This window comes from Bacillus sp. EB600, assembly GCF_024494385.1.
Classification (GTDB): Bacteria; Bacillota; Bacilli; order Bacillales; family Cytobacillaceae; genus JAEVLT01.
In genome coordinates this window covers 198,606-215,329 of record NZ_JAEVLT010000005.1, presented here as the reverse complement: position 1 = coordinate 215,329, position 16,724 = coordinate 198,606, and the positions used below count along the sequence as shown (strand labels likewise).

Sequence of the window (16,724 nt, the reverse complement as noted above, 5' to 3'; positions counted from 1 at the left end):
TCTAATCGTGACAATATTATGTTGATTTCCTTTTCAATTATAGGCTTTTCTGTTATATTGTCTACTATAAAGCAACTATGTTTCTAATAATGAAATTAATGCACTTATAATATAGGGGGTAATTATTTGGATATCAATGAAAAAAAACAAGAGGACCAATATCTTTCTTCTGTAAAAAATGCGCTTCGTATTTTAAAAAGCTTCACAATGGATGAACCAGAAAAAAAAGTAAGTGATCTTAGTTTATCGCTTGGGTTAAACAAGAGTACTGTAAGTAGAACAATGGCAACGCTCGCGAGCGAAGGCTTTGTTTTTAAGGATCCTGAAACAAAAAAATATCGTTTAGGCTTTTCGATCCTGTCTTTGAGCGGAGTCGTCAATAGCAGCATCGACGTTTACCGGGAATCACAGCCTGTCTTAATGAAGCTCGTTGACGCCATTGATGAAACTGCCCACATCTCAGTATTAGACAAGCTCGAGGTCGTCTACCTTTCGAAAGTAGAATGCAATCATCCTGTCCGCTTTTTAACCCATGTTGGCAAGCATAATCCTCCATACAGCACTAGTTCGGGAAAAATACTATTGGCTTACTCAGGAGATTCGTTAATTGATCAAGTGATTGAAAAAGGATTGCATAAATTCACGAAAAATACGATTACAGATCCTCAAAAATTACGTAATCATTTAAAACAAATTAGAGAAAACGGATTTGCTTATAGTATAGAAGAGTTCACGGAAGGAGTTACTTCGATAGCCGCACCCATTTACGATTACAAAGGGAACGTCATTGCAGCTTTATCAATCGTAGGACCAATTCAAAGAATCCAATCGAATAAAATATCAGGTTATGCCAAAAAAGCTATTAATGCAGGCATGGAGATTTCCAAAAGAATGGGTTATCGAAGCTAATTTCATTTACTATTTAAGCAATCTATAATTGGAATAACTAGCCCAAACAAGTGAAAACTAAGGGTTAGGTTATTCCATAAGGAGTTATACGATAATAAGCATCATAACCTGCTGAAATCGTTCTTTTACCCAAAAACCAATCTCCTTATTCTCGGAACCTCTATATCTTCAAAAAAATCTTTCTTTTATTTTTTAATTCCTATTTAAAAGTTAAAATTCCTCCTATAACCATATTAAATTTATTCCCGGATAATTTATAAAATAAAGATATGACAAATTTCAACAAAAAAATAATTTTTCCCGAAAAATATGACATTTATCATTTTACTTTAGGGTACCAAATGTCATATGATTATTGAGTGATTTGTGATGTGGTCATAATAACCGATTAAATATCGTACTGTTTGTTATAAATATAATATATTTACATTATTACCTGGTCACAATTCATTCCATTGAGCACTAATTTTCCGGTAAACGAGGTTGAGTTTGTTTGAGTTATCGGATAAGAAAAGAGGATAAAAAATTGGATTTAAACACACTGATTTCACCAGAACACTATAATATTGCGAATGAAATTGATAAGCATAATTCAGACAAAATTGCATTAAAATGGGAAAGCGGATCCGGGGAACATAAGACCATTACCTATTCTAAACTAATAAAAGAAGCGAATAAGCTCGCCAATGGTTTAACAAGACTGGGAATAACAAAAGGTGATCGAGTTGTTGTTATGACCACTCGCCTGATTGAATCATATGTTATTTATTTAGCTTGTTTAAAAGCAGGCATCGTTATTAGCCCTTCTTCTGAATTACTTCGGGCAAAAGATTTGGTTTATCGGTTAAATCACTCCGAAGCAAAGGCAATTATTTCGTATTATCAATTTATTGATGAATTTGAAAATATTAAAGAAGAAACTCCATTCTTAAAATATAAAATTGCGTTTGGTCAGGAAAGTCCAAATTGGCTTTCAATGGAAGGAATAATGAACGAGGAGTCGGAAACCTTTCAAACGGTAGATACAAAAAAAGAGGACTTTGCTATTCTTGCCTATACATCCGGAACAACAGGAATGCCAAAAGGGGTTGTCCACAGTCATGGCTGGGGATACGCTCACTTAAGAATTTCCGCTCCCCTGTGGCTTAATATTAATGAAAAAGATACCGTTTGGGCAACCGCTGCACCTGGATGGCAGAAATGGGTTTGGAGTCCATTTCTTGCAATATTAGGATCAGGAGCTACAGGCTATGTTTATAATGGAAAGTTCCAGCCTCACAGGTTTTTACAGATTCTTCAAGAAAACAAAATTAATGTTTTGTGCTGCACACCAACGGAATATCGGATGATGGCGAAACTGGAGGATATTTCAACCTTTGACCTTTCAAATTTACATACCGCTGTTTCCGCAGGTGAGGCACTAAATAGAGAAGTTATTGATATTTTTAAACGCCATTTCGACATTCTTATCCGTGATGGATATGGTCAGACGGAAAGTACTTTATTAATTGCCAATTTGAATGTTGATGCAAATAAAATTGGTTCAATGGGAAAACCAATTCTCGAAGAGTTTGTTGAGATCGTTGATGAAAATGGCGGACCCCTTCCTGTTAATGAAGTTGGAACAATTGCTGTTCGCAAAGATTTTCCTGCACTTTATAAACAGTATTATAAAGACGATGAAAAAACAAAAAATGCCATCCGCGGTAATTACTTTATAACAGGAGACAGGGCTTCAAAGGATGAAGACAATTACTATTGGTTCCAAGGAAGAAATGATGATGTCATCATCAGCTCCGGGTATACGATTGGACCTTTTGAAGTTGAAGATGCTTTGATGAAACATGAATCGGTAAAGGAATGTGCTGTCGTTGCTTCCCCAGACCCGATCCGCGGAAATGTTGTTAAAGCTTTTGTAGTGTTAACGGACGGCGTTACTGGCACTGACTCCTTGGCTAAAGAACTGCAAAATTTCGTTAAAAAATTAACGGCACCATATAAGTATCCAAGGATCATACAGTTTGCAGAATCACTTCCTAAAACAGACTCAGGAAAAATACGTCGTGTGGAATTAAGAAATTCCTAAAATAATGCTTTTTAAAGTAGTCTAAACTTTTTTAGACTACTTTTTTTATGGTGAGTGACACGGTCACTTCCATTTCTTCGCTGAGCCTATTACTAATGCCCCACTTCAACCTCATCGACATGCTTCAAATATCTATAATTAAATCCGATGAATACAACTGAAAGTAACACAAATCCTGCCCCAACGATAAAAGGTGTACTCGGAAGGTACCACTCTGCAAGTTTTCCTGAAAGGAATGGAGCAATTGTACCCCCAAGGAAACGTAAAAAGCTATATGCGGCAGAAGCAGTCGATCGTTCAACTGGGGCCGCGTTCATGACTGCAGTCGTAATGAGTGTGTTATTATTACCCAATAAAGCTCCAGCTAAAATTACACATGCAATTACCACCCACTGTGTAGATGTCCAAATCCCCATCGCTAGCAACAGGAGTGCAAACAGGATCAACATCGAACACATTGATTTAACTGTTCCAAACCACTGTTGCAGTTTTGGCGCCATGAAAACAGAAGTAAAAGCCAGCAATATCCCCCAGCCTAGAAAAACATAGCCTATACCGTGGATATCTAAGCCCATTACAAAGGGCGCATAAGCCAACAAGGTGAAAAATCCAAAATTATATAGTGCAGCTCCAATGCCAAATATTAAAAGTGAACGGTGTTTTAAAGCACGGAAAGGGTCCAGTAAGGACGCTTTTGATTTAACAAAACTCTTAGACTTAGAATTTGTTTTCGGCATTAGTGTAATAAGTCCAAAAAATGCAACCACCATTAGGGCTGCCACTCCAAGAAACGGACCTCTCCAAGAAATTGCCCCTAACCAACCTCCAAGCAACGGTCCTACTGAAATCCCCAAGCCAATCGCTGCTTCATACAAAATAATTGCTTGTGCGGTTCCGCTGGTTGAGAGCGACACAATGGCAGCTAATGCGGTAGCAACAAATAAGGCATTTCCTAACCCCCAGCCGCCCCGCAAGCCAACAAGTGTCCATATACTGTTAGAAAAACCTCCTAACCCGGAAAATAAGGCAATAACGATAATTCCTATAATCAATGTCCGTTTAATGCCAATCCTTGTTGAAATGGCACCGGTAATGAGCATCGCTACAGCCATTACAGCATTATAGCTAGTGAACAGTAATGTTACCTCACTATGCGTAGCATGAAGATTGTTCGCAATCGCTGGTAAGATTGGATCCACTAAGCCAAGTCCCATAAATGCAATCACACACGCAAAAAAGACGGCCCAAACTGACCTTGGTTGATTCAATATACCTGCTTTTGTTTTAGTTGAAGACATGGCGGCAGTTGATGTTGTCGCCATAGATCGTGGTGTTGATGACATCTTTTCTTCTCCCCTTTTATTAAAATTTAGTACCACAAGTGGTTGGTTGTTTTAAGCATTGCTTGACTTAGAAATATTTAACGTAATTTTAAAAATATTCTTTCAATAAAGTTTATGATTGTATTATACAACTATTTTCTATCCTGTCAACATCGTTTTCTCTATTTTCTAAAGAGTCAGTTATTTTATTTTGTCTACTAGCAATCTCGTTCTTACTAACCATATTATTATTACTTTTCAATCGTTGTTCATTATTTAAAAACAATTGTATCTATGTTACGATGATTTTTAGAAGGAAAGATAAAGCGAGGAAATAACCATGCAAAATCATTCGGTAGAAGACCTTGAACTTGAATTAGCGATTCTATACCGCCGCGTCACTTCAATCACCTCTCATAACAAACTCGGTACCCTTGACAGATCTGCCTATCTAATACTTCATCAAATCTATTCTCATGGATCTGCTGGAGTAAAAGCTTTGGCCGATGAATTCAAATTAGATATTTCCACAGTTAGCAGACAAACAGCTTCCCTAGAACAAAAAGGTTATATAAACAGAATTCCCAACCCAAAGGATGGCAGGTCATACTCCCTTCAAATAACGGAGCTAGGTATAAAGGAATATACTGGCACCAAACAAGCCCGATTGATCAGGGTAACGGAGGTTTTGGAAAATTGGTCTGCTGAAGAGTGCGAGGAATTTAGTCAACTTTTAAAAAAATTCAATCGCAGTGTCATTGAAAAGTCGTAAAAAAATCCGTCCCGCAGACTGCGGGACGATTTTTTGTTGATTAACCATTTGAGGAAGCGATTTTAATTGTTTGTCTTTTTCATCTGGATGTGTGGAAAAGATATATGGTAATAGATTAATCATTTAATCGCATTCAGAATGCATATATTGTAAAATAGCAATAATATATTAGAACTGAGGTGCTTTAATGAAGACAATTTGTATCTTTGCAGGTTCTAATCTTGGTAACAACCCTGTATTTACGAAAAAAACGCAAGAGCTTGGAAGAGTAATTGCCAAAAAAGGCTTTTCAATTATTTATGGTGGTTCCAAAAACGGCTTAATGGGTGAAATTGCTAATGAGGTGCTAAGATATGGCGGTAAAGCGATTGGAGTTATGCCAAGAGGTCTCATAAAAGGGGAAAATGTTCATTCGCAGCTAACTCAACTTATTGAGGTAGATACCATGCATGAAAGAAAGGCGAAGATGAGTGAATTAGCAGATGGGTACATTGCCTTACCAGGTGGATTGGGCACCTTTGAAGAATTATTCGAGGTTCTTTGCTGGGCACAAATTGGAATTCATCAAAAACCAATTGGTGTTTTTAATATTAATGGCTATTATGATCCCCTTCTTAACCTTGTGAGTCACAGTATCCAATCAGGCTTTTCAAATGATGCTCCTGAAAGGATCATCAACTCATCTTCAAATCCGGAAACACTTCTTTCAATGATGATTCATTATGTTCCGAACATTTCGGAATATAAATGGAAGCAACAAAATAACTAGGACAGTTCATCGGTAAAAAACAGTTAGAAACGGCCGTTCCAAGGATAACAGGCCGTTTTTACTTTTGGAGTTGTGTTAAACCTGTCTGTAGATTACCGCTCCAATCATAATTTGCTAAAGACAGCTATGCTGCAGCACTAAACACAGGTTTATTTTAAAAAATTAAATCGTGACCTTGCAAAAATCCAGGCTCTTTTTTAAAAGAACTTGGACTTTTGCTATGAATGTAGCTAGTTATTTCTTCTCATTTGACAAGTTCTATTGAAGATAAGACAAGAATATAATAATATTCAACTTTGGGGATATATTATTTTTTTCCTAAATTTTTTTCTCGCCGTTCCTTAATTGTTCCAATATCACTGGCGGGTATATTAATCGGCAAATAATTTTTGCAATTTCATTAAAGTTTATGGGGCATCCACTTTGTTCTTCAATTTCATTGATATTATCCATTAACATCATAATCGTCCATGCAACCGTATTTAAATCAAGATCCTTCCAAGTAAGTCCTTTTTCCCTTACTTGTTCAAGCCTCGTTAAAATTTTACCATGAATTTTTTTCTTTGCCTCTGTCAGTGCTTCAAGTAGTTCGGAATCCTTGGGCAGTATTTCAGGAAGAACTCGATACAACCCAAGCTCATTTAGTTGTTTATAATGTGTTTCAAGCAAGGAAGCTAACAGGCTTTCAGGATTATAATTAAACCATACCGGTTCCGGCGGTGTTAACAGCTCTAAGTGATCTTCCAAAAGGGCCATTAGAAGCTGGCGTTTATCTGCAAAGTACCGATAAAAGGTGCCTGTTGCCACCCCAGCATGTGAGGCAATTTCCTTTGCAGTTGTTTGCTCGTATCCCTTTGTAAGAAATAAAATACGACCGCTAGTAAGTAATGCTTTTCTTTTTTGCTGGGCACGTTCCTGTTTTGGAATAAACGGAAAGCTGCCAACAAGTCCTTCTTCTCGATCTGACATAAGATCACCTCAAACACATCATAACATAAAACAAAAACATGAACTACAGTTCGTATTTTTGTTGACAGATTCCAACAAACCTGTGATACTTGAAATACGGTTCATGTTATATCCATTCCCTTGGTTTTTTACCCCTTGATCACATTATGTAATAGGTTAGGGAATGCTCTTTCAGGGTTACAATAATTTTTTTTTGATTTTTGATTCTTTAGCCTCGCATTATTTGTTTTTCTTATTTTATAATAGATTTATAACCCAAGTTGGAAGGTGTTGAATAAAATGGTACAAAAAAACGAAGATAAAAATATTTCAGTTAATTCAACTATCTCCTTAAAAGGAATCGTTAAAGCCATTTTCAATGATACAATTCATGTGCAAATTGGCGGAAAAATTATCACGCTCCCAACCTCTGATTTTTTGCTTGATAAAACTAATCCTATAAAATGATTTTAAAAAAATCCCTACAAGAACATTTGCTTGTAGGGATTTTTATTTAAATTACTAAAGTCACAAATCATTTATAATGCAATTTTGAATGTTCCGGATAGCATCACCCCGGCTGATTACACCAACAACTTTGTTTTCCTTATCAATTACAGGCAGCTTTTTAAAGTGATGCTTTGCAAGAATAACAACAACCTGCTTCATTTCGTCTTCCGGTGAAACAGTCACAATCCCTCTTGTTTTGGCAATTTTAATAATTGCTAAATCAGCTAATTCACTTAAACGACTTTCCATATTTTGTTCTTGAATATAAGTAATTAAATTAAAGTAATCTTGAATATGGCGGTCGATCGGTCTTATCGCCCGTAAAATATCCCCATCTGTAATAATTCCCGCTAATTTTCCTTCATCATTAACAATCGGTAATCCCCCAATTTTTTTATCGACAAAAGTTTTCATAACCTCTTTAATTGTCGCATCGGGATGAACAGAAATCACATCTTTGATCATAAAATCCTTTACCTTCATATTCATAGCAGGCACCTCGTTCCATTGATTTCAAATGGCATATACGACATATAGTCGACAAAATATGAACTCCAATTCAAGTATTGCACTGCAAATACTTGCTGTCAATACCAGGAATAATAAAGGAATTTTGAATTCTAAATGATAATTGAATGGTAAGAATAATCACTTTTTCCCCAACAGGTATGGTCCTCTCCTCTTTAAGTAATGACCATAAAAAAATAAGTTTATCCCCATTCCAATGCTAAATTTATACCTATAATTTTTTTCCTAAAATGAAAAAACGAGCTTGGATAAACGCTCCAAGCTCGCTATAATCTAAATTATTTTAGATTTCACCTTTTGTGAGAACATCAGTTAAAACTGGAATGATTTGTTTTTTTCGGGAAACAACGCCTTTTAATGTTGCTGTATTGTTGGTAAGTGTAACATTATATGCCTTTTCAACGGCTCCTGCTTTGCTTCCTAGTGCAAGACCTACGGAATCGTTTGTTAAAATATCTGTTACAACAAATAAGAAAAGATCTAAATTCTTTTCCGCGACCACTTTGGTAATCGCTGCTTCTAAATCAACTTGACGTGAAAGAATATCGTTTGTATCAACTGCATTTACTTGGGCTACTTCAACCTTACTGCTGCCCATTGTAAATTCTTTTGCATCAAGAGAAATAAGCTCTTCTACCGTTTTATCACCAAGGTCAGCGCCTGCTTTTAACATTTCAAGACCATATTGGTTAGCATCTACACCCGCAATTTCGGCTAATTCCTTTGCAGCTGCCACGTCTTGCTCTGTGCATGTAGGTGATTTGAATAAGAGCGAATCAGAGATAATTGCTGAGAGCATAAGTCCTGCAATTTCTTTAGGGACTTGTTTACTATTTTCTTTATACATTTTGTTTAAAATGGTAGCCGTGCAGCCAACAGGTTCACAGCGATAATATAATGGATCCCCTGTTTCAAAGTTTGCGATCCGGTGATGGTCAATGACTTCCAAGACACGAACCTCACTTCGGTCACTTACACTTTGCTGGCTTTCGTTGTGGTCAACTAAAATAACAGAATTCACTTCATTTGCAACCGTTTCAACTAATCGTGGTGCAGCAGCATGAAAAGTATCAAGAGCATATTGAGTTTCGCCGTTTACATTGCCAAGGCGAACGGCCTCTACATCCATTCCTAATTGTTTTTTCAAATCTGCATACGCAATGGCAGAGCATATTGCATCTGTGTCCGGATTTTTGTGTCCGAAAATAAGTACTTTTTCCATGTCACTTCTCCTTATACAATTAAAATATTATGATCAAGCCTACACAATTTTATATGTAATAAGACTTTCCCTACCGAAATTATATATGAATCTAAAATAGGTTTCAAAATATATCCTCGTGATTTTTTGAAAAAAACGTTCTTATTCCACTATAACATACTCTTTTACATATTCGGAGGCATGAATCTGTAACACATAATATTCATTATCCTATTTGAGAAGAAAGCATTGACAAGCTTTCTCTTCAAATAGTTTACTAGGTTAAATAAAGCTGATAAAGAACTTCACCTTTTAACACTGCTATTCCTTGTTGGTTACCAGCTGAAACATTGAATTTTAATCTATCTCCTTGCTTTTCCTTTACAGTGGCTCTAAGGGTAATCACATCGTTTAACAAGACCATTCCCCGAAAGCGGATCGAGAAGTTTTCGAGAAATCCTTCTGCAAAATAAGGGGTAAATAACTTGGTGAGATTTCCCATTGTCCACATTCCATGAGCAATAATCCCCGGCAGGCCTACTTTTATTGCCTCCTCATCTATCGTATGGATGGGATTATAGTCTCCTGATGCACCAGCAAATTTTATCAGATTAAGCCTTGAGACAGGGTCTAGTGTGATCTCTGGAAGTGATTCACCTACCTGCAGGTCTTTAAGTGCTTTCAAAGCTCATCACCTGCCTAACGGCTTCCGTTATGATAATTGTCATTTGTGAAAAGAAAATCGGGTTACCCTCTATGTCTTCACCATAGTTCTCAATCACAAGGATCCCCATCGTACCCTTGCTGCTTTTCTTCTCCAGGTAATTTTTAAGCACAGAATAACAAAATAGATCCTCCCCTACCAATAAAGGTCTTCTATAATGAAAGATTTGCTCCCCGTGAATCAATCCTTTAGCAGGTAGGTTTAACCCCTCGATAACTCCATAATCAAAAACCTGTGGAAAAGTTGGTGGAGCAATATTGCGATGATACCTTGAGTTTTTGCCAACCTCCTCATCAATATAAATCGAATGAAGGTCACCAATGGCCTCGGCAAACTTTTTTACTGCACCTCTTTCAACGCTGTTTTTTATCTTGGTTGAGTGTTTCCCAATTAAATTTTTATACAATCCTATATCACCCCCTTATATTTGCTTTCGCTGTTACTCTATTAATTTCCTTCAAGTATCTAAATAGGTAGGTGAAAATCATTTTATTCTTCAGGAAATTCCGGATTGTTTTTTTAAAAGTTTTACCAGGATATTGATTTTTTATGTAAGGAAAGTTAACATGAAAGAATATTATACCAAGAAAATATAGAGGTGACAGCCATGTTTGAAGATTTCATAATCAGAGACGCCGAACGGAGTGATTTGCCAGCGATTGTCGAAATTTATAATTCAACGATTCCTAGCAGGATGGTCACAGCAGATACTGAACCTGTTTCTGTTGAAAGCAGAGAGAAGTGGTTCGAGGATCATTCACCTTCATCAAGACCATTATGGGTAGTCGAATCACAAGGGAAAATATGCGGGTGGTTAAGCTTTCAATCGTTTTATGGCAGACCGGCCTATCAAGCTACGACAGAAGTCAGCATTTATATCCACCAGGACCTAAGAGGAAGAAAGCTAGGAAAATATTTTATGCAAACAGCAATCGATGCCTGCCCTAAACTACATATTAAAACCTTACTTGGATTTATTTTTGGCCATAATGAGCCAAGCTTAAAGCTCTTTTCCCACTTTGGCTTTGAGAAATGGGCGCATCTGCCAAACGTTGCTGAATTGGATGGTATTGAGCGGGATTTGATTATTCTCGGAAAAAGAGTTAAGTAAATAGATAGGAGCAAAAGCGCAAGCGCCCGTTTAGCGATGTATGGACTGGAGCACACCGACTGAGATAAGGTGAAACTTCAATCAGCGAGTGTTTTATTCGCTGATTGTTAGTTGAGCCAATCGGGTATTTACGGGCAGTTGAGAATCTACTGCCCGTTAATACGGGATAAAGGAAACACGAAGAGCGTTAGCGCATTCGTGCTTGACCTATCGTAGGGAGGTGGGCGAAGTACATTAGTCACTGGGCGCTGGAGCTGGATGTTGATTACCTTCATTCAAAGTTAGCAACAGGTTATTCTTTTAGAATTTCCTTAACAGTTAGAAAATCGCCTCTTTGTATACAGAGGCGATTTTTATTTTAGAATTGGTCTCCTTCATTTTTGATAATTTCCTTTCTATTTCCATAAAACTAGCATTCCAATCCAGCCCGAAATCCTGTAATATTGAAAATGGAATTTTTTTAGAAATAAACTATAACTTAAATGAGGAATTAAAAACATGCAAAAGAAAAAACTAGTTATTCTTTTTTTAGTCACTAGTTTAATATGGATTTTTGGGTCAAATTATCTTGTTCAGCAGTTTGTCCCTTCTTCATTTAGATTTGTTATTGAGCGGTTAAAAGAAGCCCTATACGTGGTTGTTTCTTGTGGATTTTTCTATTCTTTGATCAAAAAATCTGAGGAACTAACTACATCTAAGGAAGAGGAAAATAGATTGTCCACCTTAATCAATACAATGGTTGATTTTGTAAATTTTAAGGATGGAAAAGGAAGATGGATTAAAGCCAATGAATTTGGCCTAAGATTATTCCAACTCGAAAATGTGGACTATAGGGGAAAAAGAGACTCTGAATTAGCCCAATATACAGAGTTCTACTCAGATGCATTACGGTACTGTGAAAAGTCGGACGAGGAAACTTGGAATAATCGGAAGATAACCCGTGTTGAGGAAGTTGTACCTCTCCCAGATGGTACTGTTAAGACATTTGATACGATTAAGGTACCTCTTTTTAACGATGATGGCAGCAGGCAGGGCTTAGTGATTATCGGGCGGGACATTACCACATTGCGTCAAGCGGAGGAGCAGCTAAGAAGAACAGAAAAGCTTTCAGTAGTTGGCGAACTTTCTGCAAGTGTAGCCCATGAAATAAGAAACCCGCTTACATCTTTAAAAGGATTTGTCCAGCTTCTTCAAAAGGACGATACCCAGCATCAAACTTACTATCAAATCATGCTTGATGAATTAAATCGAATTAATCACATCGTCGGAGAACTCTTGCTTTTGGCAAAGCCACAGCATTTGAGATTTGAAAAAGCAAATATTGAAAAGATTCTACTAGATGTTATTTCCTTATTAGGCACAGAAGCAAGTATGTATAATATTAGGATTAACTATCATTCCTCTGAAAAAGAAGTTTGGTCCGAATGCGAGCCAAATCAACTGAAGCAGTTGTTTATTAATGTGATCAAAAATGCGATTGAAGCATCATCCGCTGGGAATACGGTCGAAATATTTCTGCAAAAAGCAGAAAGTGATCGGGTCATCATTTCTATAAAAGATAATGGTGAGGGTATTTCTGATGAACTTCTAGAAAGACTTGGTGAGCCATTTTATTCATCCAAGGAAAAAGGAACAGGCTTAGGTCTGACCGTAAGCTTTAAAATCGTTGAATCCCACCACGGTACAATTCATTTTGACAGTGAACCCAAGGAAGGAACAACCGTCATCATTGGTCTTCCCATTAAAAATAATGTCCTTGCAGAGCAAAAATGAGATAAAAAAATCGGCGGGATGTAAAAATGCTGCCGTTTTCTTATTTTTAAAAATCAAAAACAAATAAATTAAAGATTTTTCTCTACTTGCGAATTTTTCCCTTTGTTCTTAAAAATGGCCACAATTAGCAGCCATCCTGGAATAATAATTTGAAAGGGCCAGTGTAAATAAATAGGGACTACTTCAAGGCCTTCTTTTATATCTTCAGAATAATTGGAAGAAATTGCACCTGATGCAAATAGGATTAACAGTCCAATAGGAAATATAATTTTACTAGGTTTGCTAAACTTAAATAAATCTGCTGTCCCAACCACGGCGACGTAATAGTAAATGGCGATTTTCATAAAACTGCCGATCGTAAGATAGAGCATAAATAAAACATCCAGCCGTTCTATAAAATTTAAAAGTTGTATTTTTTCGATTGCAGTTAATAATGGGAAAGGAGACCGTATAAATAAATCGACCCCTAAAGTCGCTATATCAATGATAAATGTAATCGTAATATTGAGTCCACTTAAGAACATCGCAAGCAGGCAAATTTTTTTTGCTTTTTTCGGTTCATTTAAGCACGGAAGGATCATGGTAAACACAACCATTTCTCCAAACGGAAAATTGATTGTTTGGGTTAATGAAACCTTCAGAACCGGCATGATTCCATATTCAAGTATCGGTTTCAGGTTATCTAACTGGATTAATCCTGAAAAGACCATTAACAGCCCGCCGGCAATCGCCATAAAGTAAACAAGGAAGAAAAGCAATTCCCCTAATCGTGCCAAAACTTCAATTCCTTTATAAATCGCATAAAGGATTGTCAGTATCATCAATGTTATGACAACGAACTGAGGAGTTAACGTATAAATTGTCGAAGTTAACAGCTCCCCAAAAGCACGTAAAACCCTCGCCGCAATATAAATAAAATAAATGATATAAAGGAATCCAATTATCCGCCCAACCCATTTCCCGGTAATTTTTTGAGCATAACTTGTCAAAAGAAGGTCCGGATAATAAGAAAATAAGCGGTGATAGATCAAAAAAAGTACTAATCCCCCTGCCATTCCCAGCAGCATTGCAATCCATGCATCCTGCCGGGCATGTGATCCAAGCCCGACCAGAATAGAACTGCCCATTTCAAATAAAAAAACGAGGACAAATAATTGAAAAGCATTAATCTTTACTTTATTCATTTTTACTCACTTCCCTAGCCAACTGTCACCGGTTTAGATTCAACCAAAATGGGTTATTGCGAATGCCATGTCGTCGAAGATAAGCATCGGCTTTAACGGAAACCTCCAAAGCAGCAAATTGCTCATCCCAATTCCCCTTCCATTTTTTCCACCTTTTTGGATAAGTTTTGTGAATCTTGTCACCGAACCCGAAAATATCACTTTTTTTGGATTGAGCCGTTCGGATTGACTGGCTAACTTCTTTTTTGATTTCCTGCTCAAGCTTTTCCTCTATTTTTTTAATTATGGCTGGGTTTGTAATATCCACTGCTCCATTTACCTGTTCGATATCCCCTTCTGCTTTAATCGCTACTTGGATGAAAGGTTTCCCATTTTTCATGGCAGCCGATACATTTACTTTCGATCTTCTAATGGTCGCACCGATCGCTTGCTTTTTCCCCTGCCAATCAACAAAAACATCCGTACCTTTCACTTTATTCATGACCCATACGATCCCCCTGGCCCTATTTCCCTTAATCCAGCCTATCATTTTTCCACCTCTAAAAATCGCTAACCCATCAATCTTGATAATCACTTCAGGCATATCTGAGGCAATATTACTCATTTTTTTTCCCATTTTCTTATTACCGATAAGCGTAACTCCATTAGCAATAGGCTCTTGGCCACTACTAACCATACTCTTAAGCAAATCATCAATTGTAATTTTTGTATTTTCGCCTAGCATTGTTTCAGTTACATCCATCGCTTTGACGAGTTTATTAACAGGGATTTTATCAAGAATTGTCAAGGTTGAGACGACACTTTCTGCACTCATATGCTTCGCAATAAAAATTTGGGATGTTGTTCGAAACCCCGGATCCCGGTCGAGAATGTCGAGTAGATCGTATATCCCATCTCTCGCAACCTGTTCGCTGATGACAAGTGCACTCAGGTGTGGAAAGTAAATCCGTCTTGAAAGTTCTTTTGTAGCCTTCCGTGCAGCCTCAAATACGTTTCTCCCAGTACTCTTATAAATAGCGACTGGAGAACCTTGACCCCCTCCCGCTAAAGGGGATGCAACATTTCCGGGATTTACAATTTGAAACGTGAGCGTATAACCCTGATTATGTTCAGCTTTGTCAATCCCTAACGCCGTCACGAATGCCAAATCCGTTAATTCCTCCTGGTTCCAACATCCCTCAAGCATGGGAATTGTTAAAACAATCACTAAAAAGATTATGCTTTTTTTTTTCATCGCTGATCACCTTTTTTGGAAGCAAATTAATTTTCCGGTTACTTTGGCGGTCCTGGTTTTTGATTATTCCCAGCTCTTGTCACGTTGCCTTCGGTCATTAATGGAGGCCGTTCTTTTATCATATAAATTGGAAAGCGGAAAATCGTATCCTGCTGATACTTAAGATTAAAAGGTGCTAACGGAGACATATAGGGAACCCCGAACGAGCGCAAAGAACATAAATGAATAAACATAACAAGCAGCCCTAACGTAATTCCAAAAAAGCCTAAAAATGTTGCAAGCCCCATAAGAAAGAAACGGATCAACCGAGAGGAAATCGCCATTGCAAAAGATGGAGTTGCAAAGTTAGCGATCGCGGTCATTGAAACAACAATAACCATGACTGGCGAAACAACACCTGCCTGGACAGCTGCCTGACCGATGACAAGAGCACCAACAATCGAAACGGCTTGACCGACTGCCCTTGGGAGCCTTATTCCGGCTTCCCTTAATATTTCAAAGGTTACTTCCATGATTAATGCCTCGACAAAGGCAGGAAACGGAACATTTTCTCTTTGTGCTGCAATCGCTATGGCCATCGGAGTTGGCATCATTTCTTGATGAAAGGTGGTCGCTGCTATGTATAATGCAGGCCCTACCAGAGAGGTAAAAAAGGATAATATCCTTAATAAACGAAGGCCTGATGTGATATCATAGCGAAAATAGTAATCATCGGGTGATTGAAAAAATTGAATAAACACAGTAGGTGTCGTTATGACAAATGGAGTGCCATCCACAATGATGGCAACCCGCCCCTCAAGAATCTGCGAAGTCACTACATCCGGTCTTTCCGACGAAAAGGTGGTAGGAAAGGTGGTCAGCGTTTGATCTTCGATGCACTGCTCAATGAATCCTGATTCAAGAATACCATCCATATCAATCCGCTTTAACCTTGTTTTTACTTCGTCGACAATCTTGTCTTCGGCAATGCCCTTAATATACATGATTCCAACATCCGTTTGCGTTACCTTTCCGATTTTCATCGACTCCAGCCACAAATTAGGACTTTTAATCCGCCTTCTGATTAATGCTGTATTGGTCCGCAGTGATTCAGTAAACGAATCCTTCGGCCCCCGGATCGCTAATTGGGTCGTTGGTTCGCTAATGGCCCGCTTTTCCCAACCTTTTGTTTCTACACTTATCGCTTCAACAAAGCCATCCATAAAGATTAGCGTATTACCTGAGAGCAATGAATCATAAACTGCGTTCCAATCCTTTATGACCTCTAAATTTCCCATACCAGTTGCTTTTTCAACCATATATTGGAAAACGTTTTCGTGGGTCTTGTCCTCTTCTTTCACCACTATTTCTAAAAAAAAGTCACTGATCATGGTATTATTCGCCAAGCCATCGATGTAGATCACAATTCCTTTTACAGGACCAAGATGAAATTCACGAAGGGCTACATCACCGCTATTTCCAAGTTCCGATTGGATCCGGTTTAAATTGTCTTTATACTTCGGAAGGATCAGCAATTTTGATGGCTCGTTCGGATCTTGATTCTGCCGGAAATTATCATTTTGCTTAGCTTTTTGTTTCTTATTCAATCTCGACAAAATCGACACAGTCCCCGCCTCACTTAAGGAAATTAAGTTATGCTTATCGTTACCAAAA

Annotated in this window: 16 protein-coding genes; 7 read left to right on the top strand and 9 right to left on the bottom strand. The window is 37.6% G+C overall.

Annotated features, from left to right (window positions below; genetic code table 11):
* The first annotated feature begins 132 nt into the window (after window positions 1-132).
* Window positions 133-909, top strand: coding sequence for an IclR family transcriptional regulator (locus JN080_RS08260; protein WP_375141612.1), 777 nt, complete (start codon window positions 133-135; stop codon window positions 907-909).
* A gap of 526 nt (window positions 910-1,435) precedes the next feature.
* Window positions 1,436-2,995, top strand: a complete 1,560-nt coding sequence (mbcS, locus tag JN080_RS08255; protein WP_256235461.1) for an acyl-CoA synthetase MbcS — start codon at window positions 1,436-1,438, stop codon at window positions 2,993-2,995.
* 92 nt (window positions 2,996-3,087) lie between these two features.
* Here the strand turns inward: mbcS and JN080_RS08250 are convergent, their stop codons facing one another.
* Window positions 3,088-4,317: an MFS transporter gene (locus tag JN080_RS08250; RefSeq protein WP_375141611.1), complete on the bottom strand. Its 1,230-nt coding sequence runs from the start codon at window positions 4,315-4,317 to the stop codon at window positions 3,088-3,090.
* Window positions 4,318-4,657: 340 nt separating this feature from the next.
* On the opposite strand from JN080_RS08250, the gene JN080_RS08245 reads away from it, so the two are divergent.
* Together JN080_RS08245 and JN080_RS08240 are read left to right on the top strand one after the other, a co-directional pair.
* Entirely contained in the window at window positions 4,658-5,089 is a 432-nt protein-coding gene (locus JN080_RS08245) for a MarR family winged helix-turn-helix transcriptional regulator (RefSeq protein WP_256235459.1), read from the top strand.
* A gap of 187 nt (window positions 5,090-5,276) precedes the next feature.
* Entirely contained in the window at window positions 5,277-5,858 is a 582-nt protein-coding gene (locus JN080_RS08240) for an LOG family protein (RefSeq protein ID WP_256235458.1), read from the top strand.
* A gap of 318 nt (window positions 5,859-6,176) precedes the next feature.
* Here the strand turns inward: JN080_RS08240 and JN080_RS08235 are convergent, their stop codons facing one another.
* A complete protein-coding gene (locus JN080_RS08235) occupies window positions 6,177-6,827 on the bottom strand; it encodes a TetR/AcrR family transcriptional regulator (protein ID WP_256235457.1) in 651 nt (216 codons plus the stop codon).
* A 279-nt stretch (window positions 6,828-7,106) separates the two neighbouring features.
* Between JN080_RS08235 and JN080_RS08230 the strand changes: the two genes are divergently transcribed.
* Window positions 7,107-7,274 carry a hypothetical protein gene (locus tag JN080_RS08230; protein WP_256235456.1) on the top strand — a complete coding sequence of 56 codons (168 nt, stop codon included), beginning with the start codon at window positions 7,107-7,109 and terminating at the stop codon, window positions 7,272-7,274.
* A gap of 60 nt (window positions 7,275-7,334) precedes the next feature.
* Here JN080_RS08230 and JN080_RS08225 read toward each other — a convergent pair whose 3' ends face one another.
* From JN080_RS08225 to JN080_RS08210, 4 genes are all read right to left on the bottom strand, one after another.
* Window positions 7,335-7,805, bottom strand: a complete 471-nt coding sequence (locus tag JN080_RS08225) for a CBS domain-containing protein (RefSeq protein ID WP_256235455.1) — start codon at window positions 7,803-7,805, stop codon at window positions 7,335-7,337.
* Between the two features lie 322 nt (window positions 7,806-8,127).
* The gene (locus tag JN080_RS08220; protein WP_256235454.1) at window positions 8,128-9,066 is read right to left on the bottom strand and encodes a manganese-dependent inorganic pyrophosphatase; all 939 of its coding nucleotides are present in this window, start codon (window positions 9,064-9,066) and stop codon (window positions 8,128-8,130) included.
* 256 nt (window positions 9,067-9,322) lie between these two features.
* Window positions 9,323-9,730 carry a MaoC/PaaZ C-terminal domain-containing protein gene (locus tag JN080_RS08215; RefSeq protein ID WP_256235453.1) on the bottom strand — a complete coding sequence of 136 codons (408 nt, stop codon included), beginning with the start codon at window positions 9,728-9,730 and terminating at the stop codon, window positions 9,323-9,325.
* Window positions 9,717-10,175 carry a MaoC family dehydratase N-terminal domain-containing protein gene (locus JN080_RS08210; protein WP_256235452.1) on the bottom strand — a complete coding sequence of 153 codons (459 nt, stop codon included), beginning with the start codon at window positions 10,173-10,175 and terminating at the stop codon, window positions 9,717-9,719. Before JN080_RS08210 ends, JN080_RS08215 begins: the two co-directional genes overlap by 14 nt.
* A gap of 201 nt (window positions 10,176-10,376) precedes the next feature.
* Between JN080_RS08210 and JN080_RS08205 the strand changes: the two genes are divergently transcribed.
* On the top strand, window positions 10,377-10,880 hold the full coding sequence (locus tag JN080_RS08205; protein ID WP_256235451.1) for a GNAT family N-acetyltransferase: 504 nt from the start codon (window positions 10,377-10,379) through the stop codon (window positions 10,878-10,880).
* A gap of 498 nt (window positions 10,881-11,378) precedes the next feature.
* Window positions 11,379-12,653: an ATP-binding protein gene (locus JN080_RS08200; RefSeq protein ID WP_256235450.1), complete on the top strand. Its 1,275-nt coding sequence runs from the start codon at window positions 11,379-11,381 to the stop codon at window positions 12,651-12,653.
* Window positions 12,654-12,721: 68 nt separating this feature from the next.
* Here the strand turns inward: JN080_RS08200 and JN080_RS08195 are convergent, their stop codons facing one another.
* Genes JN080_RS08195 through JN080_RS08185 form a run of 3 tightly spaced genes read right to left on the bottom strand, consistent with a single transcriptional unit; the run spans window position 12,722 to window position 16,675 of the window.
* Window positions 12,722-13,837 carry a GerAB/ArcD/ProY family transporter gene (locus JN080_RS08195; RefSeq protein ID WP_256235449.1) on the bottom strand — a complete coding sequence of 372 codons (1,116 nt, stop codon included), beginning with the start codon at window positions 13,835-13,837 and terminating at the stop codon, window positions 12,722-12,724.
* 25 nt (window positions 13,838-13,862) lie between these two features.
* Window positions 13,863-15,071, bottom strand: a complete 1,209-nt coding sequence (locus JN080_RS08190) for a Ger(x)C family spore germination protein (protein WP_256235448.1) — start codon at window positions 15,069-15,071, stop codon at window positions 13,863-13,865.
* Window positions 15,072-15,109: 38 nt separating this feature from the next.
* A complete protein-coding gene (locus tag JN080_RS08185) occupies window positions 15,110-16,675 on the bottom strand; it encodes a spore germination protein (RefSeq protein ID WP_256235447.1) in 1,566 nt (521 codons plus the stop codon).
* Window positions 16,676-16,724: the final 49 nt, after the last annotated feature.

What these genes read in the sequence shown, in the direction of transcription:
- JN080_RS08250 (WP_375141611.1), bottom strand. Translation starts at nt 4,317, where the DNA reads ATGGCGACAACATCAACTGCCGCCATGTCTTCAACTAAAACAAAAGCA.
- JN080_RS08245 (WP_256235459.1), top strand. Translation starts at nt 4,658, where the DNA reads ATGCAAAATCATTCGGTAGAAGACCTTGAACTTGAATTAGCGATTCTA.
- JN080_RS08240 (WP_256235458.1), top strand. Translation starts at nt 5,277, where the DNA reads ATGAAGACAATTTGTATCTTTGCAGGTTCTAATCTTGGTAACAACCCT.
- JN080_RS08235 (WP_256235457.1), bottom strand. Translation starts at nt 6,827, where the DNA reads ATGTCAGATCGAGAAGAAGGACTTGTTGGCAGCTTTCCGTTTATTCCA.
- JN080_RS08230 (WP_256235456.1), top strand. Translation starts at nt 7,107, where the DNA reads ATGGTACAAAAAAACGAAGATAAAAATATTTCAGTTAATTCAACTATC.
- JN080_RS08225 (WP_256235455.1), bottom strand. Translation starts at nt 7,805, where the DNA reads ATGAATATGAAGGTAAAGGATTTTATGATCAAAGATGTGATTTCTGTT.
- JN080_RS08220 (WP_256235454.1), bottom strand. Translation starts at nt 9,066, where the DNA reads ATGGAAAAAGTACTTATTTTCGGACACAAAAATCCGGACACAGATGCA.
- JN080_RS08205 (WP_256235451.1), top strand. Translation starts at nt 10,377, where the DNA reads ATGTTTGAAGATTTCATAATCAGAGACGCCGAACGGAGTGATTTGCCA.
- JN080_RS08200 (WP_256235450.1), top strand. Translation starts at nt 11,379, where the DNA reads ATGCAAAAGAAAAAACTAGTTATTCTTTTTTTAGTCACTAGTTTAATA.
- JN080_RS08195 (WP_256235449.1), bottom strand. Translation starts at nt 13,837, where the DNA reads ATGAATAAAGTAAAGATTAATGCTTTTCAATTATTTGTCCTCGTTTTT.
- JN080_RS08190 (WP_256235448.1), bottom strand. Translation starts at nt 15,071, where the DNA reads ATGAAAAAAAAAAGCATAATCTTTTTAGTGATTGTTTTAACAATTCCC.